We start from the raw sequence: 24,045 nt of genomic DNA, 5'->3' as shown, positions 1-24,045 counted from the left end.
GGAAAGCACGACGACATGCGCCGTAACGCCACATCGAGTTGCGAGGCTGCCCGGTGATGCCGCCGCACTCCACGCAGCGCCGGTGGCGGCCCGGCGCGGGCAGGCTCGCCCTGGCGATCCTGATTCCGGTGGCCGCTGCCGCGGGTTGGCTCCTGCTGCGACCGGATTCATCGCCGCGATGGCAGACGGCCACGGTCGGCCGCGGCGACATCGAATCGAGCGTTGCGGCCATCGGCACCTTGCAACCCGTGCGTTCGGTGGACGTGGGCGCCCAGGTATCAGGCCAGATCACCCATATCCACGTGCAGCCGGGCGATACGGTCCGCAAGGGCCAGTTGCTGGCCGAGATCGACGCCAGCGTGCTGGCGGCCACCGTGGAGGCCGGACAGGCCCGTATTGCCAGCCTGCGTGCCCAGCTGGACGATGCACAGGCCCAGGCGGAGCTGGCCGGCCAGCAGTACAGCCGCCAGCAGCAGATGGCGCGTGATGGGGCCACCCGTCTGGAGGACGTGCAGACGGCCGCCGCCATGCGGCGCTCGGCGCGGGCCAAGGTGGGGCAGTACGAGGCCACGATTCGGCAGACGGCGGCCAGTCTGCGCGCCGACGAGGCGCGGCTGGGCTACACGCGCATCTACGCACCCATTGAAGGCGTGGTGACAGGCATCGACGTCAAGGAAGGCCAGACGCTGAACGCCACCTACCAGACGCCCGCGGTGCTGCGCATTGCCGACCTCTCGCGGATGACGGTGTGGACCGAGGTGTCCGAGGCCGATATCCGCCATGTCAAGGTGGGCCAGGCTGCCTACTTCACCACGCTCGGAGGGGACAGGCGCCGATGGAGCGGCAAGGTGCGGCAGGTGCTGCCGGCCCCGCCCGTGCAATCCGGTGCCGGTGCCGCCGGTGGCAGCGGCGCTGCTGCGGCGCCCGCCATGAAGGCCGTGCAGTACACCGTGCTGTTCGACGTGGACAATCCCGACGGCGCCCTGATGCCGCAGATGACGGCCCAAGCTACCGTGGTGGCTGCGGCTGCCCAGGGGGTGCTTGTCGCTCCGCTGGCCGCCTTCAAGACCGCCAGCGACCTGCACACCGACAAGACGCACGAGGTCCGCCTGCTTGCCGAGCGGTCACCCGACCAGGTCGTGGAAGTCCGCCGCGTGCGTCTGGGCGTGAAGGACCGCCTTCAGGCGGAGGTGCTGGAGGGGCTGGCCGAAGGGGACCGGATCATCACCGGTGAGACGGCCCCGGCCGCAGGCCCCAGGAGATTGCGGTGGTGACCCCGCTGATCGAACTGCGGGGCATCCGCAAGCGCTATGGCGGCGCCACCACGGGGCGCCCCGTGGTGGAGGTGCTGCACGGCATCGACCTGGCCATCCATGCCGGGGAATTCGTCGCCATCGTCGGCCAGTCCGGCTCGGGCAAGTCCACGCTGATGAACCTGCTGGGCTGCCTGGACCGGCCGAGTCAAGGCACGTACCGCTTCAACGGCCGTGACGTGGCCGACCTGGTTGCCGACGAGCTGGCCTGGCTTAGACGCGAGGCCTTCGGCTTCGTGTTCCAGGGCTACCACCTGATCGCCACCGACTCCGCGCAGGAGAACGTGGAGATGCCTGCGATCTACGCCGGCAAGACCGGGGCCGAGCGCGCAGAACGTGCAGGCGCGCTGCTGGGACGCCTGGGGCTTGCCGGCAAGCTGCGCCTGCGACCCAACCAGCTGTCCGGAGGACAGCAGCAGCGCGTCTCCATCGCCCGGGCGCTGATGAATGGCGGGCGCATCATCCTGGCCGACGAGCCCACGGGCGCGCTGGACAGCCAAAGCGGCGCCGAGGTCATGGCGCTGCTGCACGAGCTGGCGGATGCCGGCCACACCATCATCCTGATCACCCACGACCGCGAGGTGGCGGCACAGGCCCGGCGCGTCGTGGAGATCCGCGACGGGCGCATCGTCGGCGATGTCCGGGAAGGCCGCGCCGCGTCAGGCCGCGCCGCGATAGGCCAGGCCCCGTCAGACCTCGCGCTCGCCGCCATCCCCGCGCCCGGCGCGGCAAGGGCGCGGCTGGAGCCGGGCACGCCGCTGCTGTCTGACCTGCGCGAGGCGCTGCGATCGGCCTGGCGCTCCATGCGCATTCACCGCTCGCGCACCGCACTGACCTTGCTGGGCATCGTCATCGGCGTGGCCTCGGTCATCGTGATGCTGGCCGTGGGCATGGGAGCGCGCGAGGATGTGGTCGCGCGATTGGGCGCGATGGGCTCGACCGTCATGTACATCAACAACCGCCCGCCACCGCAGGGTGGTCCGCAGGGCGTGACGACCCTGGCCGACCTCGAAGAGATGGAGAAGCTGCCGGAAGTGGCGCACGCCATGCCCGTGGCGCGCGACCCGGCCATGCTGCGACATGGCAACTTGGCCTGGCAGGCGGACACCATCGCGGCCACCCATGCATGGCCGTCCATCCATCACTGGCCGGTGGCAGAAGGCCGGTTCTTTACCGAGGCGGAGGACGAACAGCTGGCGCCGGTGGTCGTGATCGGGCAGAAGGTGCGCGAGCGGTTCTTCGAAGATGAATCGCCGCTGGGCAGGCAACTTCTCATCGGCAATACACCGTTCCAGGTGGTCGGCGTCATGGCGGCCAAGGGCGCCGGCGATGGCGGCAGTTCGCAAGACGACCTGGTGGTGGTGCCCTACCGCTCGGGCATCCTGCGCGTTTTTCCGAACGGTCGCAGCTTCGATCCGCACTACACGGTGGTCCAGGCGCGGGATTCGTCGAGCGTGCTGCCGGCGCAGGCGGCCATCGAGGCGTTGCTGCGCTTGCGCCACGGGCGCGAGGATTTCTTCGTCGCCAATGCGGCCGCGCGTTTGCAGGCGCAGGCACAGGCCCAGGATTCGATGACGACCATGCTCAGCCTGATCGCCGCCGTGTCCCTGCTGGTGGGCGGCATCGGCGTGATGAACGTCATGCTCATGGCGGTGAAGGAGCGCACGCGCGAGATTGGCATCCGCATGGCCACCGGGGCGCGCCAAAGGGACATCCAGCGACAGTTCCTCACCGAGGCCGTGCTGGTGACCATGGTCGGCGCAACCGCCGGCGTTGTGGCGGGGGTGGCCATCGGGGCGGGTCTCATCGTCTGGGGCAGCGAACTGGTCTTCTCGGCGAGAGCCATGCTGCTGGCCTTCGGCTGTGCGGTGGCGACGGGCCTGGTGTTCGGCTTCATGCCGGCCCGACAGGCGGCAAGGCTCGATCCTGTCGTTGCGCTGGCAGGGGAGTAACGGGGCCCGGTGCGGAACTTGCGCAACGGATGCCTGAGCCTCCTCAAGACCCGGGGCGGCTCACAACCCCCTCGGCCGCTGCCTTGAAGTTGTCCATGACTTCATCGATCGGCTGACCCATCTGCGCATGGACGATGGCGCCGTCCGCCACCAGGGTGAGCGCAGCGCCCACGGACACGGGATGGCCATCGAACAGGCGATCCAGCACGGACGACATTTCCTGCTTGTGCCGCCGGACCGTCGCCAGGATCTCAGGGTCGGACGAGCCCAGTTCGGCAGCGGCATTGAGAAAGGCGCAGCCCCGAAAGTCGGGCTGGCCGAACCAGCTCCTGAGGGTGGCGGACAGGGCATCCAACGCTGACGAGCCCCCGGCGGTCGCCTGCGCCAGGCTGGCCTGGAACCAGGAAATCCACCGTTCATGGCGGTAGTCGAGGTACGCCCGGATCAGGTCGTCCTTGCTGGCGTACTGGCGGTAGAAGGTGACTTTGCTGACCGACGACCGCTCAATGATCCGGTCCACGCCCGTGGCCCGGATGCCCTCTGCGTAGAAGAGGCCATGGGCTGCCACCAGGATGCGCTCGCGGGGTGGCAATGACTCGAAGGATGGCTCGGAAGTTTTCATGAAGACATTGTAGACAGATCGTTCCACCTCCGTTAGAGTGATGCATGTAGACAGATCGTTCTACATCTCTTCAAAAGGTCACATCATGGAAACTCGCCCACCCCTGCCCCCGTTCTCGCTCGCAAGCGCCGTTCAAAAGGTCCGTCTGGCCGAGGATGGGTGGAACACACGCGATGCGGCCAAGGTCGCGATGGCCTATACCCTCGACACAAAATGGCGCAACCGGGCGGAGTTCGCCAACAGCCGCGCCGAGGCCCAGGCCCTTCTTGAGAGGAAGTGGAAGAAGGAGCTGGACTACCGGCTGATCAAGGAGCTTTGGCTGTACGGAGAAAACCGGATCGCAGTCCGCTATGCCTATGAGTGGCACGACGACGCCGGGAACTGGTTCCGGTCGTACGGCAACGAGAACTGGGAGTTCGAGGCCGACGGTCTCATGCGCCGGCGCTTCGCATGCATCAACGACATGCCCATCCAGGAGTCGGAGCGCAAGTTCCACTGGCCGCTGGGGCGTCGCCCCGATGACCACCCCGGGCTGTCCGACCTGGGCCTGTAGGCAGCAAGGCCTCGGGCCACGCCCCAGGTGTCGAATCCCTGCACTGATCCACGGCAAATGCGCCAGGGGCCCGGGCCGATTGGCCACAATGGGGCATCCCGTTCCAGGCTCAGGAGGCCATGCATGTCCGATATCCGCTGCGGCGATTCCATCCACCCACGCGCATCCCTGGGCCACCGCTGCGCGCGCGTAGCCGCTCCCCTGCTGGCGGCGCTGCTGCTGTCGCCGCTGGCCCAGGCCGCGCTCAAGGTGGGCGACAGCGCGCCGCGCTTCACCACGCCGGCAGCGGTGGCGGGCAAGGCCTTCGATTTCGACATGGCCGCCACGCTCAAGAAGGGGCCGGTGGTGCTGTATTTCTTCCCCAAGGCCTTCACGCAGGGCTGCACCATGGAAGCCCACGCCTTTGCCGAGGCCACGCCGCGTTTCGCGGCCATGGGCGCCACGGTGGTGGGCATGTCGCATGACGACATCGATACGCTCAAGCGCTTTTCCACCGAGGCCTGCCGCGACCAGTTCGCCGTGGCATCGGACCCGCAGGCGCAGACCATCCGCGCCTACGACGCCTCGGCCGCCGCCGACCCCCAGCGCGCCGACCGCATCTCCTACGTGATCGGGCAGGACGGCAAGGTCCGCTTCGTGCACATCGGCTCGGACCCGGACGAGCATGTGCGCCAGACCGAGGCCGCGGTCAAGCGGCTGACCGGAAAGTAGCCCGCCGCGCGGCCCCTGTCAGGGGCCGTTGCCCTCGCTGGCCAGGATCTCGGCGTATTCCTCGTCCGTGAACAGCCTGGAGCGTGTGTGGAAGGCCTTGCCCGTGCTGCCCTCCAGCGAGAAGGTGCCGCCCTGGCCCTCGATCACGTCGAGGATGAGCTGGGTGTGCTTCCAGTATTCATACTGCGACTTGCCGATGTAGAAGGGCGCGCCGCCCACCTGGCCCAGCAGCACGTCCTGGGCGCCTATCGTCAGCTCGCCGGGCAGGTAGCAGTTGGCGGCGCTGTTGTCGCAGCAGCCCCCGGACTGGTGGAAGAACACCGGCCCGTGCTGCGCCTGCAGGTCGGCGATCAGCGCCAGGGCGGCGTCGGTGGCAGTCACTTTGTCAACCATGGGTTGGTCCTTTCCTGGGCGGCCGGCCGCGCTGTGCGCCGCCGGCCGCATTCACCTGGGAAGAACTTCAGAAGAAGCCCAGCTTGTTCTCGCTGTAGCTGACCAGCAGGTTCTTGGTCTGCTGGTAGTGGTCCAGCATCATCTTGTGGGTTTCGCGGCCGATGCCCGATTCCTTGTAGCCGCCGAAGGCCGCGTGCGCCGGGTAGGCGTGGTAACAGTTGGTCCACACGCGCCCGGCCTTGATGGCGCGGCCCATGCGGTAGGCCACGTTGCCGTTGCGGCTCCACACGCCCGCGCCCAGGCCGTAGAGCGTGTCGTTGGCGATGGCCAGGGCCTCGGCCTCGTCCTTGAAGGTGGTCACGGCCAGCACGGGGCCGAAGATTTCCTCCTGGAAGATGCGCATCTTGTTGTGGCCCTTGAACAGCGTGGGCTGCACGTAGTAGCCGCCTTCCAGGTCGCCGCCCAGATGGGCCTGGCCGCCGCCGGCCAGCACCTCGGCGCCCTCCTGCTTGCCCAGGTCCAGGTACGACAGGATCTTGGTGAGCTGCTCCTTGGACGCCTGCGCGCCCATCATGCTGTCGGTGTCCAGCGGGTTGGCATGCCGGATGGCGGCCACGCGCTGGAGCACGCGCTCCATGAAGCGGTCGTAGATGCTTTCGTGGATCAGCGCGCGGCTGGGGCAGGTGCAGACCTCGCCCTGGTTGAAGGCGAACAGCACCAGCCCTTCGACGGCCTTGTCGAGGAAGGCATCGTCCTTGTCCATCACATCGGCGAAGAAGATGTTGGGCGACTTGCCGCCCAGCTCCAGCGTGGCCGGGATCAGGTTGTTGGCCGCGGCCTGGGCAATCACGCGGCCCGTGGAGGTGGAGCCCGTGAAGGCGATCTTGGCGATGCGCTTGCTGGTGGCCAGCGGCATGCCGGCCTCGCGGCCGAAGCCGTTGACGATGTTGAGCACGCCGGGCGGCAGCAGGTCGGCAATGAGCTCGGCCAGGATCAGGATGCTGATGGGCGTGGACTCGGCCGGCTTGAGCACCACGCAGTTGCCCGCGCCCAGCGCGGGCGCCAGCTTCCAGGCCGCCATGAGGATGGGGAAGTTCCAGGGAATGATCTGGCCCACCACGCCCAGCGGCTCCTGGATGTGATAGGCCACCGTGGTCTCGTCGATATGGCTGAGCGCGCCTTCCTGGGCGCGCACGCAGCCCGCGAAATAGCGGAAATGGTCCACGGTCAGCGGGATGTCGGCATTCAGCGTCTCGCGGATGGCCTTGCCGTTGTCCACGGTCTCGGCATAGGCGAGCAGCTCCAGGTTGGCCTCGATGCGGTCGGCGATCTTCAGCAGGACATTCGCACGCTCGGCCGCGCTGGTGCGGCCCCAGGCGTCGCTGGCGGCATGGGCGGCGTCCAGCGCCAGTTCGATGTCCTCGGCCGTGGAGCGCGCGGCGCGGGTGTAGACCTTGCCGCTGATGGGGGTGACCACGTCGAAGTACTGCTCCTTGATCGGAGGTACGAACCTGCCGCCGATGAAGTTGTCGTAGCGGGCCTTGTAGGCGATCTTGGCGCCAGCGGCGCCGGGTGCTGCGTAGATGGTCATGCTGCTTGTCTCCTGAGGATGCTTATGGGTCTGTTGTGATCGGGTGTGGATCGGCATATCCGGCCATGGCCGGACGGCAGACATGATTCAAAAGCCGTGCCAGCCCGCAGGCCGCAGGGCAGGTGCCCGCAAAGGCATGCGGGACGTGGCTGCTGCGGGTATTCCCGTGCGTGTTCGCCCTGTGCTGTGACGTTGCGCAACAGGACAACTGTCCAGAAATGGAACAGTCGGGCGCCTGGCCTGCCACTTGGCTTGCCCGGTGCCCGCCGGCCCCGCATACTGGTCTGCAACGCGGCGCAATGACGCCCGAGCAGGAGACAGCATGCAATCGAGAGCCTCCCTTGTGGCCTTGCGCCAGGCCCGTCACAGCCTGATGGAGTCAGGCCTGTGCCCCAGCGGCCTGGTGGACGAGCGCCTGGCGCGCTCGTGGCAGCGCTGCATCGAGCAGGGACTGCGTCCCACAGGACGGCTGGGCGCCGCCGACAACCTGGAGCAGCATGCGCTGGGCGTGCTGCGCAGCCGCCACCATGCGCTGCTGGCGCATTCACGGCCCGTCATGGAATACCTGTCCGAGCAGGTGCGCGGCAGCCAGAGCGTGGTGGTGCTGGCCGGCCCCTGCGGCACCCTGGTGGATACCTGCGGCGACCCTTTCTTTCTGGGCAAGGCCGAGCGCGTGGCCCTGGCCAGCGGTGCGTCCTGGCATGAGGCGCAGCGCGGCACCAATGCCATCGGCACGGCACTGGCCGAGATGGACTCCATCGAAATCCAGGGCGGCGAGCATTTCCTGGAGCGCAACGGCTTTCTCACCTGCGCGGCGGCGCCCATCCTGTCGGGCACGGGCCAGCTGCTGGGCATTCTGGACATCTCCAGCGAACATGGCCGGGGCAGCCCGCACACGCTGGGCCTGGTCGGCACGGCGGCCCGCATGATCGAAAACCGCCTCATGGCCTGCGACGGCCAGCGCCACATCCGCCTGCACCTGCACGCGCGGCCCGAAGGCATTGGCACGGTGGCCGAAGGCATTGCGCTGATCTCCGCGGACGGATGGCTGGTGGGCGCCAACCGCGCCGCGCTGGCCCTGCTGCGCCTGTCGCGGGGGCAGCTGGGCAGCGTGTCGCTGGAGCAGGTGCTGGACGCGGGCCTGGACGAGCTGCTGTCACGCCAGCACCGCCAGCCCGATGCGGCCCAGCCGCTGCGGCGCCATGACGGCACGGCGCTGTTCGGCCAGCTGGTGCCGGACCGGCGCACGGTCCGGTCCTCGGTCGTGGAGCGGGTTGCAGAACAACAGCAACAGCAACAGGCGCCACAGCAGCCGGCGCGCGATGCGCTGGCGCGGCTGGACACGGGCGATGCGCGCTGGCGTGCGGCGGCCGACAAGGCCCGGCGCGTGCTGGGCAAGCCGATTGCGCTGCTCATCCAGGGCGAGTCCGGCGTGGGCAAGGAATGGTTTGCGCGCGCGGCCCACGACAGCGGGCCACGCCGCGACGGCCCCTTCGTGGCCATCAACTGCGCGGCCATGCCCGAGTCGCTGATCGAGGCCGAGCTGTTCGGCTACCGCCAGGGCGCCTTCACGGGCGGGCGGCGCGAAGGACAGGCGGGCCTGCTGCGCCAGGCGCACGGCGGCACCCTGTTCCTGGACGAGATCGGCGACATGCCGCTGTCGCTGCAGACCCGGCTGCTGCGCGTGCTGCAGGAGCGGCAGGTGGTGCCGCTGGGCGGTGGCACGCCCGTTGCGGTCGATTTCGCGCTGGTCAGCGCCTCCAACCGCAGGCTGCGCGAGGATGCCGACCAGGGACGCTTTCGTGCCGACCTGTACTACCGCATCAACGGCCTGGCCGTGGAGCTGCCTCCGCTGCGCGAGCGCGGCGACTTCGAGGCGCTGGCCGCGCGCATGCTGGCCGACATCGAACCCGCGCGCCCGCTGCGCATGGCGCCGGCCCTGCTGGCGCAGCTGGCCGGCCATGGCTGGCCCGGCAATCTGCGCCAGTGCGCCAGCGTGCTGAGAACGGCCTGCGCCATGCTCGATCCCCATGAGGACTGCCTGCAATGGCAGCACCTGCCCGACGACTTCCAGGCCGAGCTGGTGCAGACCGCCCGCAGCGGCCCCCGGCTCGACGCTGCGCCGCAGAGCCTGGATGAACTCTCGCGCTCGGCCGTGCGGCAGGCGCTGGAGAACTGCCGGGGCAATGTCACCCAGGCCGCGCGCATGCTGGGCATCAGCCGCCAGACGCTGTACCGCAAGCTGGCCCAGGACCGTGCGGCGGACGGCTTGCGGCTGCAGTGAGGCGCCTGCCGGTGCTCAGGCCTTGAAGGTGATCCAGGGCCTGAGCTTCACGGCGGCGTGGATCAGGCCGGCGGCCTCCTGCGACTCGATGACCGGGCCGATGGGCTTGTAAGCCTCCGGGGCCTCCTCGATGCGGCGCTCCTCGCGCAGCGTCACGCATTGCCAGCCCTGCTCGCCCGCATGGCCTGCACGTGCCTCGGGGCGCAGCGCGCGCACGGCCTGGCGGCGCATGCGCCGCCCCGCGCCATGGCTGCAGGACCAGAGCCAGTCGGCCGCGCCCAGGCCCGTGACCAGGTAGGAGGCATCGCCCATGGACCCCGGGATCAGCGCGAAGTCGCCCTCGTTGGCCGGCGTGGCGCCCTTGCGGTGGATGTTCATGCCGCCTTGCTGCAGAACCACGTTGTGCGGCACATCGACCACCAGGCGCGAATCCGCTGCGCCCACGATCTGCTCCAGGTCCTTGCGCACCAGCTCGGCCAGCACCACGCGGTTGGCCCAGGCATAGCGCGCCGCCACGCCCATGGCCTGCAGGTACTCGCCGGCCAGCGGACCCGACAGGCCGTACAGGCCGCTGGCCGGGTGCTTCACGCCTTGCGGCCACTCGGCCCGGGCGCGGTCCATCCAGGCCTGGCCCACGTAAAAGCCCAGGTCGCGCGAGCCGCTGTGGATCATCACCATCACGTCGCCCGCGCGCAGGCCCGCGCGGTAGGCCGCGTGGCGGTCCAGCACCTCGTCGACCACCTGCAGTTCCACGAAATGGTTGCCCGATCCCACCGTGCCCAGGCACGGGTCGCGGAACACGGCATGGCGCTCCTGCAGATAGGCATGGGGCGCGTGGCGGGCGCTGCCAGCGAAGCTGTCCAGGCCGATGCAGGCGGCCAGCTCGCGGTGCAGGCGGTCCCTGTCGACATGGCCCCACAGGCCCTGGCCGCTCAGCCGGTCCACAAAGGCGGCCGGCCCGTGGTCGAACAGCGCGCGGAATGCGGCCGTGGTCACGGGCACGTCGCGCCCGCTGCCCAGCAGGCTGGCGGTCAGCAGTTCCACCAGCCGACCCTTGTGCGGCGCCAGCTGTTCCAGCCGGGCGCCCGTGGTCAGCAGGCGCACGCTGCAGTTGATGTCCGTGCCGATGGCGGCCGGAATGACGAAGTCCGATGGCGTGGCCACCACGCTGCCCACGGGCGCCACCGTGCCCGGATGGAAGTCGGGCGTGGCGCAGGCGCGGCAGACGGCGCCGTGGCTGCCCTGGCCGTCATGCCGGCGCACGGCCGCAAAGGCCAGCAACTGGCGCACGGCCTTGTCCTCCAGGGGAAGGCTGTCGGGAAGAAGAATGTGGGCCTCGGCCTGGCCATCGCGCACGTGGTAGATGCCGTCGCGATAGTCGAGAGAGATGCCCGTGCGTGCAAAGGCACGCTGGAGTCGTTGAGGAGTGCTCATGGCTGCAGATCCGCGAGGCCTGGTTGGCGCTCGCCGCGTCCGATGGGTGTACGGACGATGAAAGACACCCGGGCGGCAAAGGCCCGGAAAACGTCTTTCCTGCAGCAGCTCGTTCAAGAAAGAAGGGGCGCAGTATAGCGGGATCCGCGCTGGACGGCAGGCGCTACGCGTTGCGCCGCTCGTACTGGGCGATGGCGTTGAGCAGCAGGGGCGAGAACTTCTTCGCGTAGTCGGCGCCGCTCCACTGGCTTGACGAGCCGCTCAGGTGCAGGGCGCCCAGCGGCACGCCGTCGGCATCGACCACGGCGGCGGCCAGCGCGACTTCGCCCATGATGAATTCATCGACCACCATGGCGTAGCCGCGCTCGCGCACCTTCTTCAGTTCCGCCTGGACGGCCTTGGCGGTGGTCAGCGTCCGGGGCGTGCTGGCCACCAGGCGGCCGGGGCCAGCAGCTGCTCCACCTGCGCCTCGTCCAGCCGTGCCATCACGGCGCGCCCGCCTGCCGTGCATTGCAGGGGCACGCGCCGGCCCACAAGCGAGGCGTGGTAGTGCTCGGTGCTGGTCTGGTGGCGCAGCACGTGCACCAGCCAGTCGCCGTCGCGCAGCGACAGGCTGATCTTCTGCTCCGTGTCCTTGGACAGCTGCAGCAGCAGGGGGTTGAGCGCCTCGGCCAGCGCATGGGTGCGCAGGAAATGGAAGGTCAGGTCCAGCACGCCCGGGCCCAGCCGGTAGCGGCGGGTCTGGCTGTTTTGCTGCAGGTAGCCCTCGGCGCTGAGGGTGTAGGCGTAGCGCTGGGCGGCGCTCTTGTCCAGGCCGCTGCGCTCCATGATTTCCGTGAGGCTCAGGTCGCCCGCCGCGCCCTTGAAGCAGTCCAGCACGCGGAACGCCTTGCCCACGGAACCCACATACAACGCGTTTTCGATCATCGTTTTACCTGATTGTGAATCTGAAGTATTAAATAACAATACCAAGTATTGAAAAATACGGAGGCAGCGGATGCCACAGCAAGCCATTGTCAGTGCGGACCGGGCGGTCGGCGCGTCGGAGTGGATCAAGGGCCAGCGGGAGAACATGCTTTCGCTGCTGGCCGACATCGTCAACATCGACTCGGGCAGTTTCGACAAGCCTGGCGTGGCGCGCGTGTTCCGGCGCCTGGAGGCCTTCTTCCTGAGCCAGGGGCTGCAGGTCAGCCCGCATTTCGTCGATGGCGTGGAGGCCGCGATCTCGGTCACCGTGAACGCGGGCAGCACCGTGGGCAGGCCCGTGCTGCTGATGGGGCACTGCGACACGGTCTTCCCTGAAGGCGAGGCCGCGCGCAGGCCGTTCCGCATCGAAGGCGGCAGGGCCTACGGCCCGGGCGTGGCCGACATGAAATCGGGCATCGTCATGAACGCCTTCCTGCTGGCTGCGCTGGCCCACAGCGCGGAGCCTGCGCCCGAGGTCACGGGCCTGTTCACCTGCGACGAGGAAATCGGCTCGCCCCTGAGCAAGTCCGTCATCGAGCCCTTTGCGCGCAAGGCGGGCTTTGTCTTCAATGCGGAGCCGGGCCGGCCTTCGGGCAACGTGGTCACGGGCCGCAAGGGCGGCGTGTTCTTCGGCGTGGAGATCGAGGGCAAGGCGGCGCACTCGGGCGCCAACTTCGCCGAGGGCATCAGCGCCATCTCGGAGCTGGCGCACAAGGTGGTGGCGCTGGACGCGCTCACCGACCTGGACAAGGGCGTCACCGTCAACGTGGGCCTGGTGTCGGGCGGCCTGTCGGTGAACACGTCGGCGCCGTCGGCCAAGGCGGCCATCGACCTGCGCATTTTCGATCTGGACCAGCGCGAGTCCCTGGTGGGCCGCATCCGCTGCATTTGCGACAAGTCCTTCATCCAGGGCACGCGCTCCACGCTGAACATCACCGGCGAGTTCCGCCCCTTCGTTCCCACGCCGCAGTCGCAGCAATTGTTCGAGCTGTACCAGGCCGAGCTGGGCGCGCTGGGCCACAAGGCCGAGGGCGAGTTCAGCGGCGGCTGCGCGGACTCGGGCGTGACCTCCAGCCTGGGCGCCATCACGCTGTGCGGCACCGGCCCCGTGGGCGGCAAGTTCCACACCACCGACGAGTATTGCGAGGTGGACACCATCGTCCCGCGCGGCCTGGCGGTGCTCCACACCATTGCGCGCCTGCCCCACGCCCGGTGGTAGGGCGCGCCTGATTCCCGCCTTCCCCCTCAAGCCACTGCCTGGTGCACTTTCATGAATCCACTTGCCTTGCCCACACGCCGCTCGCTCCTGAAAATCGCTGCCGGCCTGCCGCTGGCGCCCCTGCTGCTGCAGCCCGCCGCGGCCTCGGCGCCCGGCCCGGTCAGCCTGATGGTGCCCTACCCGGCAGGCGGGCCCAGCGACGTCAGCGCCCGCATCCTGAGCAAGTCCATAGGCGAGGGACTGGCGACCAAGGTGATCGTGGAAAACCTGGGCGGCGCCACGGGGACGATTGCCGCATCCAAAGTGCTGGGCGCCAGGGCCGACGGCAGCATGTTCTTCCAGGGCACGCAAAACGAACTCATCCTGCCGCCGCTCACCAACAAGGCCGTGCGCTACCAGCCCGATGCGTTCGAGAACCTGCAGTACATCACCGTCACCCACCTGGTGCTGCTGGTGCGCTCAGGCCTGCCGGCCCGGAACATGCAAGAGTTCCTGGCGCTGGCACGCTCGCGCAACGAAAGCAATTCGCTGACCTACGGCTCGGTGGGCGTGGGCTCGCTCTACCACCTGATCACCGAGTACATGGGCAAGGTGGTGAAGGTGCCGTTCACCCACGCGCCCTATGCGGGCACGGCACCCGTGATCCAGGACCTGGCCGGCGGCCAGATCGACTTCAGCATCATGCCGTTCCAGGCGTCCATGCTGGAGATGATCCGCACCGGCCGCTTCCGGGCGCTGGCCGTGCTGTCGCGCAACCGGCCTGCCGTGCTGTCGGCCGTGCCCAGCATCACCGAAGTGCCGGCGCTGCGCGATTTCGAGTACGCCAGCCTGGCGGGCTACTTCGTCAAGCGGGGCACGCCGCAGGATGTCAAGCAGCGCCTGAACCAGGCCATCGGCCAGGCCCTGCTGGACCCGCAGGTCATCGCCAAGCTGGAGGCCGACGGCCGTGATGTCGCCAAGCCCATGGGCCTGGACGATGCGGCGGCCGCCTATGCGCGCGAGATCGCCAAGTACCGCGAGATGATCCGCGTCACGGGCTACGTGCAGGCGGATTGAGAGCGAAGGCCGCAACCTACGCGAGTGCGCCCTCCAGCAGCTCGGCCATGCGCGGCAGGTCGGGCTCGGCGCTGGTCACCAGCAAGATGGCGCGCTCATAGGCGGCGCCCGCAATGGGCAGCATGCGGCAGTCGCCCATGAAGCGCTCCAGGCCCGTCCAGTGCGGCACCAGGCCGACGCCCATGCCGTCGGCGGCCAGCATGGCAATGGCCTCCAGCGCGTCCAGGTCGCACAGCACCGCAGGCTCCAGCCCCTGGTCGGCCAGCCAGTCGGCCGCATGGCGACCACCCCAGGCATCGGGGTCGTAGCGTATGTAGGGCAGGCTGCGCAGCAGCGCGGCAGGCCGGCCGCGTGCGTTGGGCGGGGCCAGCAGCACCAGCGGCTCGCGGCGCAACTGCACGCTGCGCAGCGCCTTGGGCAGTTCAAAAGGGGGCGCCACGATGACGGCGGCATCGAGCTCGCCGGCCTGCAGCATCTGGAACAGCGCGCGCGAGGTGCCCGGCACGATGACGGGCCGGCACTGTGGCGCCGCCTGCGTGAGCTTGCGCAGCGCGGCCGGCAGCATGCCCGTGAGCGCGGTCGAGATGGCGCCGATGCGCAGCGTGCCGGCCAGCCCATCGGCGCTGGCATCGCTGCCCAGCAGCGCGGCCTCGCGCACCAGGCGCCGCGCGCGCGGCAGCAGGGCCACGCAGGCCTGGGTGGGGCGGGCCGCATGGCCGCTGCGCGAAAGCAGGGCAAAGCCCAGTTCGCGCTCCAGCGCCTGCACGCGCTGGCCCACGGCGGCGGCGGTCAGGTGCTCGGCGCGCGCCGCATCGGCGATGGAGCCGCTGTCCACCACGGCGATCAGGCTCTTGAGATAGCGGGTCTCCAAAAGATTTCCTTGGGGATTGCAAAGAAATCAACGCTATCACTTTTGAAAAGCCTCTGCTAGGCTCGCGCCACCCACGGCAGGCCACGGCCTGCGAGCCTGCCTGCACCACAAGCACAGCCAAAGGATCAGCCATGCGCACCAGCTTCCACCTTGCCTACCATGTCCGCGATCTGGACGAAGCGCGCGCCTTCTACGGCACGCTGCTCGGCTGCCAGGAAGGCCGCAGCACCGAGACCTGGGTGGACTTCGACTTCTTCGGCCACCAGATCTCGCTGCACCTGGGCGAGCCCTTCCCGGTCACGAACACCGGCCGCGTGGGCGACCACATGGTGCCCATGCCCCACCTGGGCCTGGTGATGGCCATGGACGACTGGAAGGCCCTGGCCGCGCGGCTGTCGGGCGGCGTGGTGGATTTCGTGCTGCAGCCCGGCATCCGCTTCGAGGGCGAGCCCGGCGAGCAGGCCACCATGTTCTTCCGCGACCCCAGCGGCAATCCCATCGAGGTCAAGGGCTTCGCCGATCTGGACAAGGTCTTCGCCAAATGAGCGCCTCGCTTCCCCCGCTCCCCCCGCTCCCTTTCCTCTGCGCACCCGGCTACCCGGCAGCCCAGGCCTGGCTGCAGGCCCTGCAGGCCGCCCTGCCCGAGGAGCGCGTGGTGGCGCTCGATACGCTGGATGCGGGCCAGCGCGCGGCCTGCGAGGTCGCCATCGTCGCAAACCCCCAGCCTGCCGACCTGCGCACGCTGCCGCGCCTGCAATGGGTGCACAGCGTCTGGGCCGGCGTGGAGCGCCTGGTGGCCGACCTGGGCGATACCGACCTGCGCATCGTCCGCCTGGTGGACCCGCAACTGGCCGACACCATGGCCGAGGCCGTGCTGGCCTGGACCCTGTACCTGCACCGCGACATGCCGCGCTATGCCCGCCAGCAGGCCGTGCGCCAATGGCTGGCGCATGACGGCGTGCGCGCGCAGGACAGGACGGTATCGCTGCTGGGCCTGGGCGCACTGGGCGAAGCCAGCGCGCGGCGGCTGCTGGCGGCAGGCTTCAAGGTGCGCGGCTGGAGCCGCACGCCCAGGCAGATGGAAGGCGTGCAATGCCATGCGGGTGATGCCGAGCTGCCCGCCATGCTGGCGCAGACCGACATCCTCGTATGCCTGCTGCCGCTCACGCCGCAGACGCGCGGCATCGTCGGCGCGCAGGCGCTGGCCGCGCTGCCTGCCCATGCCTCGCTGATCAACTTTGCGCGCGGCCCCATCGTGGACGATGCCGCGCTGCGCGCCGCCCTGGACGGCGGCCGCCTGGCCCATGCCGTGCTGGACGTGTTCGAGCAGGAACCCTTGCCCGAACCGTCCTGGCAATGGGAGCACCCCGCCGTGACCGTGCTGCCCCACATCTCGGCACCCACGGACCGCGCGACGGCATCGGCCATCGTGGCGGGCAACATCCGGCGCTGGCGCGCCAGCGGCGAGCTGCCGCAGGCGGTGGACGCGGCGCGGGGCTATTGAGGGCGGCTGCGGTACGGCTATGGCACGGCCATGGACTGGCTTCTGAGCCAGTCCATGACGGCGCGCACATGGGGGCCCGGCTTCCGTTGCTCGCCCACGGCCAGATGGTAGGTATGGCCGGTGATCGAGGGGCCGAAGGGCTGCAGCAGGTGGCCGGCCGCAATGTCCTCGGCCACCAGGGCCAGGCTCACCAGGGCAATGCCATGACCGGCGATGGCCGCCTGGATGGCATGGCCCTCGTCGGAAAAGCGCAGTTGCCCCGCCGGTGAATTCCAGGCCAGGCCTGCCTCGTCAAACCAGCGCTCCCAGGTGGGATTGCTGGCGTGCGCCGTCTTCCAGTCAAAGCGGATCAGCGGCAGGCGGGCCAGGTCGGCCGGACCCAGCACGCCCAGCCGGGGATTGGCCACGGGTGCAAAGCGGTCGCTGAACAGGGGCTCGGCCACCAGACCCGGATAGGGGCCGCGCCCGTAGCGCACGGCGATATCGACGGCATGGGAGCGCAGGTCCACCACATCGTCCGAGGCCTGCAGTTGCAGGTCCACCTCCGGGTGCATCGCGCGGAAGCTGGCCATGCGCGGCACCAGCCATTTCACGGTGAACGCATTGGTGGCCGAGATGCTGACCTGGGCGCGCAGGCGCTTTTGCAGCAGGCGCTCCAGCGTGGCGGCAAAGGCGTCGAAACCGTCGCGCAGCACCGGATAGAGCTGGGCGCCGGCCTCGGTCAGCACCACCTTGCGTACCTGGCGATCGAACAGCGCCAGGCCCAGCTGTTCCTCCAGCGCGCGGATCTGGTGGCTGATGGCCGTGGGGGTCACTGCCAGGTCGTCGGCGGCCTGCTTGAAGCTGCCCAGGCGGGCGGCGGCCTCGAAGGCGCGCAGTGCGGAAAGCGGCAGCTGGTTGCGTTGCATGAGAGCTGGAGGACGCAAGGGTCGGGTGAGGAATGGGGTGAGCAATGGGGTGAAGAAAACTCATCTTATGCCTGACAAATGAACCTTTGTCGCAATCATCCGGCTTCCCTATCGTTTACCCATGCCCCAAGCGCGATCCTGCCGGGGATGGATGAAGGAAATGAAACCATGCTGCACCGTGTCACCACGCAACCCGACCCCTACGAGCCGTTTTTGCTGTCGCAAGGCATTCGCTTTGGCGAGCTGCTGTTCATCTCCGGCCAGGCCGGCGCCGGAGACGATGGCCGCATCGTGCCGGGCGGCTTCCTGGCCCAGGGCCGGCAGGCGTTTGCCAATCTGCGCCGCGCGCTGGAGGCGGGCGGCTCCAGCCTGAAGGACGTGATCAAGGTCACCATCTTCGTCACCGACATGGGCCACTTCGACGAGGTGGTCGCCCTGCGCCGCGAGTTCTTCGGCGCCCCCTATCCGGCCGACACGATTGCCCAGATCCAGGCGCTGTACGACCCGGCGGCCATGATCGAGATCGAGGCCATTGCAGCCGTGCGTGATGGTCAGGCCCGCTGACATGGTTGCGGCCGTTCTGTTCCGATGGCCTGGCCACGGCGTGCATGGCCGACGACTGGAGCCGATAGGGCCGATATCTGATCCCTTCAACCGCCGAGCAGTCCCGAGGTGCTCAGCGGCCCCGGCGACAGCTGCTGCCCCCAGGCCTGCGTCAATGCCTCGATGGCATCGCCCACCACGCGGCAGGCCTGGGTGAGCTTGCCGTGCCGGGGCAGGGCCAGCGTCACATGGCGCACCAGGCCGGGGTTGACCAGGCGGCTGGCCTGCAGCCGGCCCTGGCGCAGTTCGGCATCGATGGAATACGGGCCGATCACCGAGTAGAGGCCGGGCGCGTGGGCCACGAGCTCCTTTTGCACGGTCAGCGAGTCGGCCTCGGCGGCCGCCGCGAGCCGAAAGCCGTGGCTGTGCGCGGCCTCATCGAGCGCATCGCGCCAATGGCTGGGGCGTCGCGGCAGCACCAGTTGCAGGCCGTCGAGCGCGGCGAACTCCGTGGTGGGCGCCAGGGTCAAGGGATCGCCAGGGCGCGACACCAGATAGCTGTGCGCGGTGCTCAGCAGCCGCTCGTCGCCGCCGGCCGGGCGCGCGAAGCGAAAGAGGATGGCCAGGTCCACGGCGCCGCTGTCCAGCAGCGCGTCGAGCTCCGTTCCCTGGGCCTCGGTGATGTTCAGGCGTATGCCCGGGTGCTCGCGCTGCAGCCAGTCGAACACATGCGTCATCAGCGGGTGCGCGGCCGAGGGCACGATGCCCAGCCGCACCTCTCCCCATAGCTGGCCTGCGTCCGCACGCAGCGTTTCCTGCAATTGCTCGGTTTCCTGCAGCCAGCTGCGCAGCCGCAGCGCGGCCCGCGCGCCCAGCGGTGTCAGCGTGACGCCCCGGCCCGTGCGCCGCAGCAAGGGGCCGCCCAGAGACGCTTCGAACTCGCTGATCTGCCGGCTGATGTGCGACTGCACGGTGTGCCGCCGTGCCGCGACCTTGCTGATGCTGCCGGCTTCGGAGACCTCGAGGAAGAGCTTGACGCTGGGCAGGTGCATGGTGATTACCCGGTTGAGGTATGCCTGATGAGGCAATTCTGAAAGCCTGAAATTCTATCTATTCAGATATCAACAGGATTTCTACAGTGCAGTCATGCCTTGCCAGCGGCCTTGCCTTGGCAGGTTTTCCAGACACCGAACCTAAGGAAAATCCGTTGAAACTCGCCAGCTTCATCCATGCCGGACAGCCCCGCTACGGGCAGGTTCTGGCCGAGCGCTTCCTGCTGCCGCCCGCCGACTTTCTCGCCCGCCATCCCGACCTGCTGTCCGTGCTGCGCGCACAGGCGCTGGGCGAGCTGGAGCAGGCCCTGCAGGCCGGCGCCGTGTCCGTCGATGCGGCGCAGACCCAGGCGCTGCCCGTCATCCCCAACCCCGGCAAGCTCATCTGCGTGGGCCTGAACTACAAGACCCATGTGGCCGAGACGCGGCGCGCCGACAGCGAGCACCCGTCGCTGTTCCTGCGCTTCAACGACAGCCTGGCCGCCGATGGCGACGAGCTGTTGCGCCCGGCCTTCTCGGAGCGTTTCGACTGGGAGGGCGAGCTGGCCTTCGTCATCGGCCGGGGCGGGCGCCACATTGCAAAGGAAGATGCCTTCGACCACATCGCCGGCTATGCCTGCTTCAACGATGTGAGCGTGCGCGACTGGCAGCGCCATACGCACCAGTTCACGCCCGGCAAGAACTTTCCCGGCACGGCGCCCTTCGGCCCCTGGCTGGTCACGCGCGACGAGGTGGCCGATGTGCGCAGCCTGGCGCTGCAGACGCGCCTGAACGGCAGCGTGGTGCAGCAGGCCAGCCTGGGCGACCTGATCTTCGACATCCCCACCATCGTGGCCTATGTGTCGCGCTTCACGCCGCTGTCGCCCGGCGACGTGATCGCCACGGGCACGCCGGGCGGCGTGGGCGACCGCCGCGAGCCGCCTCTGTACATGAAGCACGGCGATGTGGTCGAGGTCGAGATCACGGGCCTGGGCGTGCTGCGCAACCGTATCGGCACTGATGTCTGAGATGACTCCCCCTGAGTCGCTTCGCGCCTTCCCCCTCTCTCGCTTCGCGGGAGGGGGACGACACCCTCGGTGCGGGGCGGCCCTTCCTCGGTGTCCCTCGCTTTGGGGCACGCCGGTTTCAAGGACTGTGGGCGGCGCATGGCGCTGTGAATAACTGTCTCTGGAGAATTTCATGGATAACCAACAAGCGATTTCGCAGCGGCCCCGGCTGCGCATTGCCGTCGATATCGGCGGCACCTTCACCGACATGGCGGCGTTCGACGAGGCCAGCGGCCGGCTGCTGTTCGGCAAGGCCCTGTCCACGCATGGCGAGCTGGTCAACGGCATCCAGGCCACGATAGACAGCGCGGGCATCGACTGGCGCGACGGCCATCTGTTCCTGCACGGCTCCACCATTGCCATCAACACGCTGCTGGAGCGCAATGGCGCCCACACCGCGCTGCTGATCACCGAGGGCTTCCGCGATATCTACGAGATCGGCCGCGTGAACCGGCCCGATGCCTACAACCTGTTCTTCAACAAGCACCAGCCGCTGGTGCGGCGCTCGCTGCGCCATGAGGTGTCCGAGCGCCTGCGCGCCGACGGCAGCCTGCACAAGCCGCTGGACGAGGCGGCCGTGCGCGAGCTGGCCCGCGAGCTGGCAGGGCAGGGCGTGGAGGCCGTGGCCGTGCTGCTGCTGCACTCCTACCGCAATCCGGCGCACGAGCAGCGCGTCAAGCAGATCCTGCAGGAAGAGATGCCGGGCGCCTTTGTCTGCGCCTCGCACGAGCTGTCGCAGGAGTACCGCGAGTTCGAGCGCGTGTCCACCGCCGTGGCCAATGCCTATGTGGGGCCGCGCGTGTCGCAGTACCTGGGCCAGCTGGAGAGCCACCTGGGCGGCAAGGGCTTCGAGGGCGATTTCTACATCGTGCAGTCCACGGGCGGCCTGTTCCCGGTCGAGCACGCCAAGGTGGGCTGCGTGCGCATGCTCGAATCGGGTCCGGCGGCCGGCGTGATCGGCGCCCAGGCCATCTGTGCGCAACTGGGCATGGGCGACGCCATCGCCTTCGACATGGGCGGCACCACGGCCAAGGCCGGCGTGATCAGCGAGGGCCGGCCGCTGACCACGGGCTCGGCGCTGATCGGCGGCTACGAGCAGGCCCTGCCGATACAGATCCCGATGATGGACATCCACGAAGTGGGCACGGGCGGCGGCTCCATCGCCCGCGTGGAGACGGGCAACGCGCTGCGCGTGGGCCCGCAGAGCGCCGGCTCCATCCCCGGCCCCGTGGCCTATGGCCGTGGCGGGCTGGAGCCCACGGTGACCGACGCCAACCTGGTGCTGGGCCGGCTGGACGCGGAGCATTTCCTGGGCGGCGAGCTGCAGCTGGACATGGACGCCTGCCAGCGCCAGATGGCCGAGCGCGTGGCGACCCCGCTGGGCCTGGAGCCCACCGAGGCGGCCGACGGCATCCTGCGCATCGCCGTGACGCAGATGTCGCATGCCGTCAAGGCCGTGACCACCGAGCGCGGCCTGGATGCGGGCAGCTTCACCATGGTCGTCTACGGCGGCGCGGGGCCGCTGCACGCCTCGGCCATTGCGCGCGAGATCGGCATCCGCAAGGTGCTGATCCCCTATGCGCCCGGCTATTTCTCGGCCTACGGAATGCTGTTCTCCGACCTGCGCTACGACTACGTGCGCTCGGTGTTCCGCAAGCTGGGCGAGGTGTCCTTCGAGGAGATCGAGGCCGCCTACCAGAGCATGGAGGACGAGGGCCGCGCCGCGCTGGCGCAGTCCGGCATCGCGCCGGACGGCATCGTGATCGAACGCGCCGCCGACATGCGCTACGTGGGCCAGGAGCATGCGGTGACCGTGGACCTGCCCATGGCCTTCTTCGAGGGACGGGACCGCTCGGCCATCAAGCGCCAGTTCGACGAGTTGCACAAGGTGCGCTACGGCACCTCGGCCCCGCAGGAGCCGGCCGACCTCGTGAGCCTGCGCGTCACCGTGCTGGGCACGATGAAGAAACCGCCCAGGCACAGCGTGGAGCGCGGCAGCGCCGAGCCCAGCCGTGCCTCCGTGCGCACGGTCAAGCCCGTCTATTTCCGCTCCAGCGGCTGGGTGGACACGCCGGTGCATCTGCGCGAGCGCCTGCTGGCGGGCAACGAGATCGCGGGGCCCGCGCTGATCGAGGAACACGCATCCACCACCGTCGTGCAGCCCGGCGACCGGCTGCGCGTGGACGAACTGGGCAATCTGCAAATCGACATCGGGAGCGACCGCACATGAACCACCCCACTGACTCCAGGCCCGTCGATCCGGTCACCGTCGAGATCATCCGCAACGGCCTGTACGCCGTCACGGAGGAGATGAAGACCAACCTGACGCGCACGGCCTACAACCTCATCATCTACGAGGCGCTGGACTTCACGGTCGGCCTGTTCACGCGCGAGGGCGACACGGTGTCCATCGGCCTGGGCCTGCCCATGTTCATCCGCGGCATGTCGGAGACGGTCAAGGCCAAGATCCGCCACTTCGGCTACGAGAACATCCTGCCCGGCGACATCCTGGTCACCAACGATGCCTACACCACCGGCAGCCACCTGAACCACTTCACGTTCACCATGCCGGTGTTCCATGAGGGCCGGCTCGAAGGCTTCACCTGCTGCATGGCCCACTGGCTGGACGTGGGCGGCACGCTGGGCAACGTCACCACGGACATCTTCAGCGAGGGGATACAGATCCCCATCATGAAGTACCAGCGCCAGGGCGAGGTCAACCAGGACCTGATCGACATCATCGCGATGAACGTGCGCCTGGCCGAGCGGGCCCTGGGCGATCTGCGCGCGCAGATCACGGCCATCACCACGGGCGAGCGCCGCTATGTGGAACTGCTGCAGCGCTATGGCGTGGATGCGGTCAACGGCGCCATCGCGCAGATCATGGATTCCAGCGAGGCCGTGGCGCGCAAGAACACGCTGTCGATTCCCGATGGCGTGTACGAGGCCGAGTCCTTCATGGACGACGACGGGCTGGACATCGGCAAGCGCATTCCCATCCGCGTCAAGGTCACGGTGCAGGGCGACGAGATGACGGTGGACCTGTCGGACGTGTCCAAGCAGGTGCGCGGCTTCTACAACTCCGGCTTCACCACGGGCATCGCCTGCGCGCAGGTGGCCTACAAATGCCTCACCACGCCGACCGACTACCCGGTCAACGACGGGAGCTTTAGGCCGCTCAAGGTGATCATGCCCATGGGCACGGTGATCAGCGCCGAGAGGCCGTATCCCATGCGCGTGTGGATGACCTTCCCCATGACGGTGATCGACACCATCTTCAAGGCCCTGGCGCCGGCGATTCCCGACCGCTCCATCGCGGGCCACCATGCGGACCTGGTGTTTCCCAACATCCATGGCATCTCGCCCGAGGACGGGCGGCTGTTCATCGTCGGCATCGGCCCGCTGGGCGGCGGCTGGGGCGCCAAGAGCCGTGAGGACGGCGTGTCCGTCACCGTCTGCATCAATGACGGCGACACCCACAACAGCCCCACCGAGCAGCTCGAGGCCAAGTACCCGGTGCTGGTGGAGAAGTACGAGATCCGCCAGGACTCGGCCGGCGCGGGCCAGTACCGGGGCGGCCTGGGCGCGGAGATGGTGGTGCAGGCGCTGTCGCCCTTCACCGTCACCACGCGCATCGACCGCGTGCACTGCAAGCCCTGGGGCCTGGAGGGCGGCGGCGACGCCATGGGCAACGGCCTGGCCGTGCGCCACAAGGGCGAGTGGAAGACCGACCACGCCAACGCCAAGATCTTCAACGTGCGCCTGGAACGCGGCGATGCCTACCGCATGCTGTCGGGCGGCGGCGGGGGCTTTGGCGACCCGCTGGCGCGCGAACTGGACAAGGTGGCCGAGGACGTGCGCGAAGGCTATGTGAGCGCCCAGGTGGCCCGCGAGGTCTACCGCGTGGCGCTGGATGGCCAGGGACAGGTGGACCACGAGGGCACGCAGGCGCTGCGCAGTGCGCCCAGAGTGCCCGGTGCATCCGGTGCAGCGGCTGCCGCCGTGGCCTGGGACGGGCAGTGAGCAC

General features: G+C 68.8%; 20 protein-coding genes and 1 pseudogene. 13 read left to right on the top strand and 8 right to left on the bottom strand.

All coding sequences use genetic code 11. The features are described from left to right. Positions 1 to 56: 56 nt before the first annotated feature. Positions 57 to 1,274 carry an efflux RND transporter periplasmic adaptor subunit gene (locus CLV01_RS26905; RefSeq protein ID WP_099732809.1) on the top strand — a complete coding sequence of 406 codons (1,218 nt, stop codon included), beginning with the start codon at positions 57 to 59 and terminating at the stop codon, positions 1,272 to 1,274. After that, on the top strand, positions 1,271 to 3,265 hold the full coding sequence (locus tag CLV01_RS26900; protein ID WP_257221528.1) for an ABC transporter permease: 1,995 nt from the start codon (positions 1,271 to 1,273) through the stop codon (positions 3,263 to 3,265). Before CLV01_RS26905 ends, CLV01_RS26900 begins: the two co-directional genes overlap by 4 nt. A gap of 43 nt (positions 3,266 to 3,308) precedes the next feature. Here CLV01_RS26900 and CLV01_RS26895 read toward each other — a convergent pair whose 3' ends face one another. Then, positions 3,309 to 3,887, bottom strand: coding sequence for a TetR/AcrR family transcriptional regulator (locus CLV01_RS26895; protein ID WP_099732811.1), 579 nt, complete (start codon positions 3,885 to 3,887; stop codon positions 3,309 to 3,311). 85 nt (positions 3,888 to 3,972) lie between these two features. Here CLV01_RS26895 and CLV01_RS26890 point away from each other — a divergent pair, with 85 nt between their 5' ends. Beyond that, positions 3,973 to 4,440: a nuclear transport factor 2 family protein gene (locus tag CLV01_RS26890; RefSeq protein ID WP_013800686.1), complete on the top strand. Its 468-nt coding sequence runs from the start codon at positions 3,973 to 3,975 to the stop codon at positions 4,438 to 4,440. 123 nt (positions 4,441 to 4,563) lie between these two features. Further along, positions 4,564 to 5,151 carry a peroxiredoxin gene (locus tag CLV01_RS26885; RefSeq protein WP_099732812.1) on the top strand — a complete coding sequence of 196 codons (588 nt, stop codon included), beginning with the start codon at positions 4,564 to 4,566 and terminating at the stop codon, positions 5,149 to 5,151. Between the two features lie 18 nt (positions 5,152 to 5,169). Here CLV01_RS26885 and CLV01_RS26880 read toward each other — a convergent pair whose 3' ends face one another. Further along, a complete protein-coding gene (locus tag CLV01_RS26880; RefSeq protein ID WP_034398973.1) occupies positions 5,170 to 5,544 on the bottom strand; it encodes a DUF779 domain-containing protein in 375 nt (124 codons plus the stop codon). Positions 5,545 to 5,611: 67 nt separating this feature from the next. Then, positions 5,612 to 7,135: an acetaldehyde dehydrogenase ExaC gene (exaC, locus tag CLV01_RS26875; RefSeq protein ID WP_099732813.1), complete on the bottom strand. Its 1,524-nt coding sequence runs from the start codon at positions 7,133 to 7,135 to the stop codon at positions 5,612 to 5,614. 322 nt (positions 7,136 to 7,457) lie between these two features. On the opposite strand from exaC, the gene CLV01_RS26870 reads away from it, so the two are divergent. Then, a complete protein-coding gene (locus CLV01_RS26870; protein ID WP_099732814.1) occupies positions 7,458 to 9,419 on the top strand; it encodes a sigma-54-dependent Fis family transcriptional regulator in 1,962 nt (653 codons plus the stop codon). A gap of 15 nt (positions 9,420 to 9,434) precedes the next feature. Here CLV01_RS26870 and CLV01_RS26865 read toward each other — a convergent pair whose 3' ends face one another. Beyond that, entirely contained in the window at positions 9,435 to 10,853 is a 1,419-nt protein-coding gene (locus tag CLV01_RS26865; protein WP_099732815.1) for an RtcB family protein, read from the bottom strand. A 163-nt stretch (positions 10,854 to 11,016) separates the two neighbouring features. After that, positions 11,017 to 11,780: pseudogene (locus CLV01_RS26860) on the bottom strand (IclR family transcriptional regulator). 70 nt (positions 11,781 to 11,850) lie between these two features. On the opposite strand from CLV01_RS26860, the gene CLV01_RS26855 reads away from it, so the two are divergent. Further along, complete coding sequence (locus CLV01_RS26855) at positions 11,851 to 13,038, top strand: M20 family metallopeptidase (RefSeq protein ID WP_043822119.1); 1,188 nt, start codon at positions 11,851 to 11,853, stop codon at positions 13,036 to 13,038. Positions 13,039 to 13,089: 51 nt separating this feature from the next. Continuing rightward, positions 13,090 to 14,094: a tripartite tricarboxylate transporter substrate binding protein gene (locus tag CLV01_RS26850; RefSeq protein WP_099732816.1), complete on the top strand. Its 1,005-nt coding sequence runs from the start codon at positions 13,090 to 13,092 to the stop codon at positions 14,092 to 14,094. 16 nt (positions 14,095 to 14,110) lie between these two features. Here the strand turns inward: CLV01_RS26850 and CLV01_RS26845 are convergent, their stop codons facing one another. Continuing rightward, positions 14,111 to 14,965 carry a LysR substrate-binding domain-containing protein gene (locus CLV01_RS26845; RefSeq protein ID WP_099732817.1) on the bottom strand — a complete coding sequence of 285 codons (855 nt, stop codon included), beginning with the start codon at positions 14,963 to 14,965 and terminating at the stop codon, positions 14,111 to 14,113. Positions 14,966 to 15,096: 131 nt separating this feature from the next. Here CLV01_RS26845 and CLV01_RS26840 point away from each other — a divergent pair, with 131 nt between their 5' ends. Next, the gene (locus CLV01_RS26840; RefSeq protein ID WP_012207434.1) at positions 15,097 to 15,510 is read left to right on the top strand and encodes a VOC family protein; all 414 of its coding nucleotides are present in this window, start codon (positions 15,097 to 15,099) and stop codon (positions 15,508 to 15,510) included. Continuing rightward, positions 15,507 to 16,469, top strand: coding sequence for a 2-hydroxyacid dehydrogenase (locus CLV01_RS26835; protein WP_099732818.1), 963 nt, complete (start codon positions 15,507 to 15,509; stop codon positions 16,467 to 16,469). The genes CLV01_RS26840 and CLV01_RS26835 overlap by 4 nt, the downstream gene beginning before the upstream one ends. Positions 16,470 to 16,486: 17 nt before the next feature. On the opposite strand, the gene CLV01_RS26830 is transcribed toward CLV01_RS26835, so the two are convergent. Continuing rightward, positions 16,487 to 17,377, bottom strand: coding sequence for a LysR substrate-binding domain-containing protein (locus CLV01_RS26830; RefSeq protein WP_099732819.1), 891 nt, complete (start codon positions 17,375 to 17,377; stop codon positions 16,487 to 16,489). A 168-nt stretch (positions 17,378 to 17,545) separates the two neighbouring features. Between CLV01_RS26830 and CLV01_RS26825 the strand changes: the two genes are divergently transcribed. After that, positions 17,546 to 17,941, top strand: a complete 396-nt coding sequence (locus CLV01_RS26825; protein WP_016445482.1) for a RidA family protein — start codon at positions 17,546 to 17,548, stop codon at positions 17,939 to 17,941. An 86-nt stretch (positions 17,942 to 18,027) separates the two neighbouring features. Here the strand turns inward: CLV01_RS26825 and CLV01_RS26820 are convergent, their stop codons facing one another. After that, entirely contained in the window at positions 18,028 to 18,972 is a 945-nt protein-coding gene (locus tag CLV01_RS26820) for a LysR family transcriptional regulator (RefSeq protein ID WP_013800697.1), read from the bottom strand. 155 nt (positions 18,973 to 19,127) lie between these two features. Here CLV01_RS26820 and CLV01_RS26815 point away from each other — a divergent pair, with 155 nt between their 5' ends. The 3 genes from CLV01_RS26815 to CLV01_RS26805 all read left to right on the top strand — a co-directional run bounded on the left by CLV01_RS26815 (position 19,128) and on the right by CLV01_RS26805 (position 24,041). Beyond that, positions 19,128 to 19,979 carry a fumarylacetoacetate hydrolase family protein gene (locus CLV01_RS26815; protein WP_063328319.1) on the top strand — a complete coding sequence of 284 codons (852 nt, stop codon included), beginning with the start codon at positions 19,128 to 19,130 and terminating at the stop codon, positions 19,977 to 19,979. 172 nt (positions 19,980 to 20,151) lie between these two features. Further along, positions 20,152 to 22,248 (top strand): hydantoinase/oxoprolinase family protein, encoded by a 2,097-nt coding sequence (locus CLV01_RS26810; RefSeq protein WP_099732820.1) that lies wholly within the window; start codon positions 20,152 to 20,154, stop codon positions 22,246 to 22,248. Continuing rightward, positions 22,245 to 24,041, top strand: a complete 1,797-nt coding sequence (locus CLV01_RS26805) for a hydantoinase B/oxoprolinase family protein (RefSeq protein ID WP_012207429.1) — start codon at positions 22,245 to 22,247, stop codon at positions 24,039 to 24,041. The genes CLV01_RS26810 and CLV01_RS26805 overlap by 4 nt, the downstream gene beginning before the upstream one ends. Positions 24,042 to 24,045 lie beyond the last annotated feature (4 nt).

The organism is Delftia sp. 60, from assembly GCF_002754395.1.
Classification (GTDB): domain Bacteria; phylum Pseudomonadota; class Gammaproteobacteria; order Burkholderiales; family Burkholderiaceae_C; genus Comamonas; species Comamonas acidovorans.
This window is presented reverse-complemented; position numbering and strand designations above follow the sequence as displayed.

Bases quoted from the DNA above. Each gene is read 5' to 3' on its own strand.
- CLV01_RS26905 (WP_099732809.1), top strand. From the start codon at position 57: ATGCCGCCGCACTCCACGCAGCGCCGGTGGCGGCCCGGCGCGGGCAGG.
- CLV01_RS26895 (WP_099732811.1), bottom strand. From the start codon at position 3,887: ATGAAAACTTCCGAGCCATCCTTCGAGTCATTGCCACCCCGCGAGCGC.
- CLV01_RS26890 (WP_013800686.1), top strand. From the start codon at position 3,973: ATGGAAACTCGCCCACCCCTGCCCCCGTTCTCGCTCGCAAGCGCCGTT.
- CLV01_RS26885 (WP_099732812.1), top strand. From the start codon at position 4,564: ATGTCCGATATCCGCTGCGGCGATTCCATCCACCCACGCGCATCCCTG.
- CLV01_RS26880 (WP_034398973.1), bottom strand. From the start codon at position 5,544: ATGGTTGACAAAGTGACTGCCACCGACGCCGCCCTGGCGCTGATCGCC.
- exaC (WP_099732813.1), bottom strand. From the start codon at position 7,135: ATGACCATCTACGCAGCACCCGGCGCCGCTGGCGCCAAGATCGCCTAC.
- CLV01_RS26870 (WP_099732814.1), top strand. From the start codon at position 7,458: ATGCAATCGAGAGCCTCCCTTGTGGCCTTGCGCCAGGCCCGTCACAGC.
- CLV01_RS26865 (WP_099732815.1), bottom strand. From the start codon at position 10,853: ATGAGCACTCCTCAACGACTCCAGCGTGCCTTTGCACGCACGGGCATC.
- CLV01_RS26855 (WP_043822119.1), top strand. From the start codon at position 11,851: ATGCCACAGCAAGCCATTGTCAGTGCGGACCGGGCGGTCGGCGCGTCG.
- CLV01_RS26850 (WP_099732816.1), top strand. From the start codon at position 13,090: ATGAATCCACTTGCCTTGCCCACACGCCGCTCGCTCCTGAAAATCGCT.
- CLV01_RS26840 (WP_012207434.1), top strand. From the start codon at position 15,097: ATGCGCACCAGCTTCCACCTTGCCTACCATGTCCGCGATCTGGACGAA.
- CLV01_RS26835 (WP_099732818.1), top strand. From the start codon at position 15,507: ATGAGCGCCTCGCTTCCCCCGCTCCCCCCGCTCCCTTTCCTCTGCGCA.
- CLV01_RS26830 (WP_099732819.1), bottom strand. From the start codon at position 17,377: ATGCAACGCAACCAGCTGCCGCTTTCCGCACTGCGCGCCTTCGAGGCC.
- CLV01_RS26825 (WP_016445482.1), top strand. From the start codon at position 17,546: ATGCTGCACCGTGTCACCACGCAACCCGACCCCTACGAGCCGTTTTTG.
- CLV01_RS26820 (WP_013800697.1), bottom strand. From the start codon at position 18,972: ATGCACCTGCCCAGCGTCAAGCTCTTCCTCGAGGTCTCCGAAGCCGGC.
- CLV01_RS26810 (WP_099732820.1), top strand. From the start codon at position 20,152: ATGGATAACCAACAAGCGATTTCGCAGCGGCCCCGGCTGCGCATTGCC.
- CLV01_RS26805 (WP_012207429.1), top strand. From the start codon at position 22,245: ATGAACCACCCCACTGACTCCAGGCCCGTCGATCCGGTCACCGTCGAG.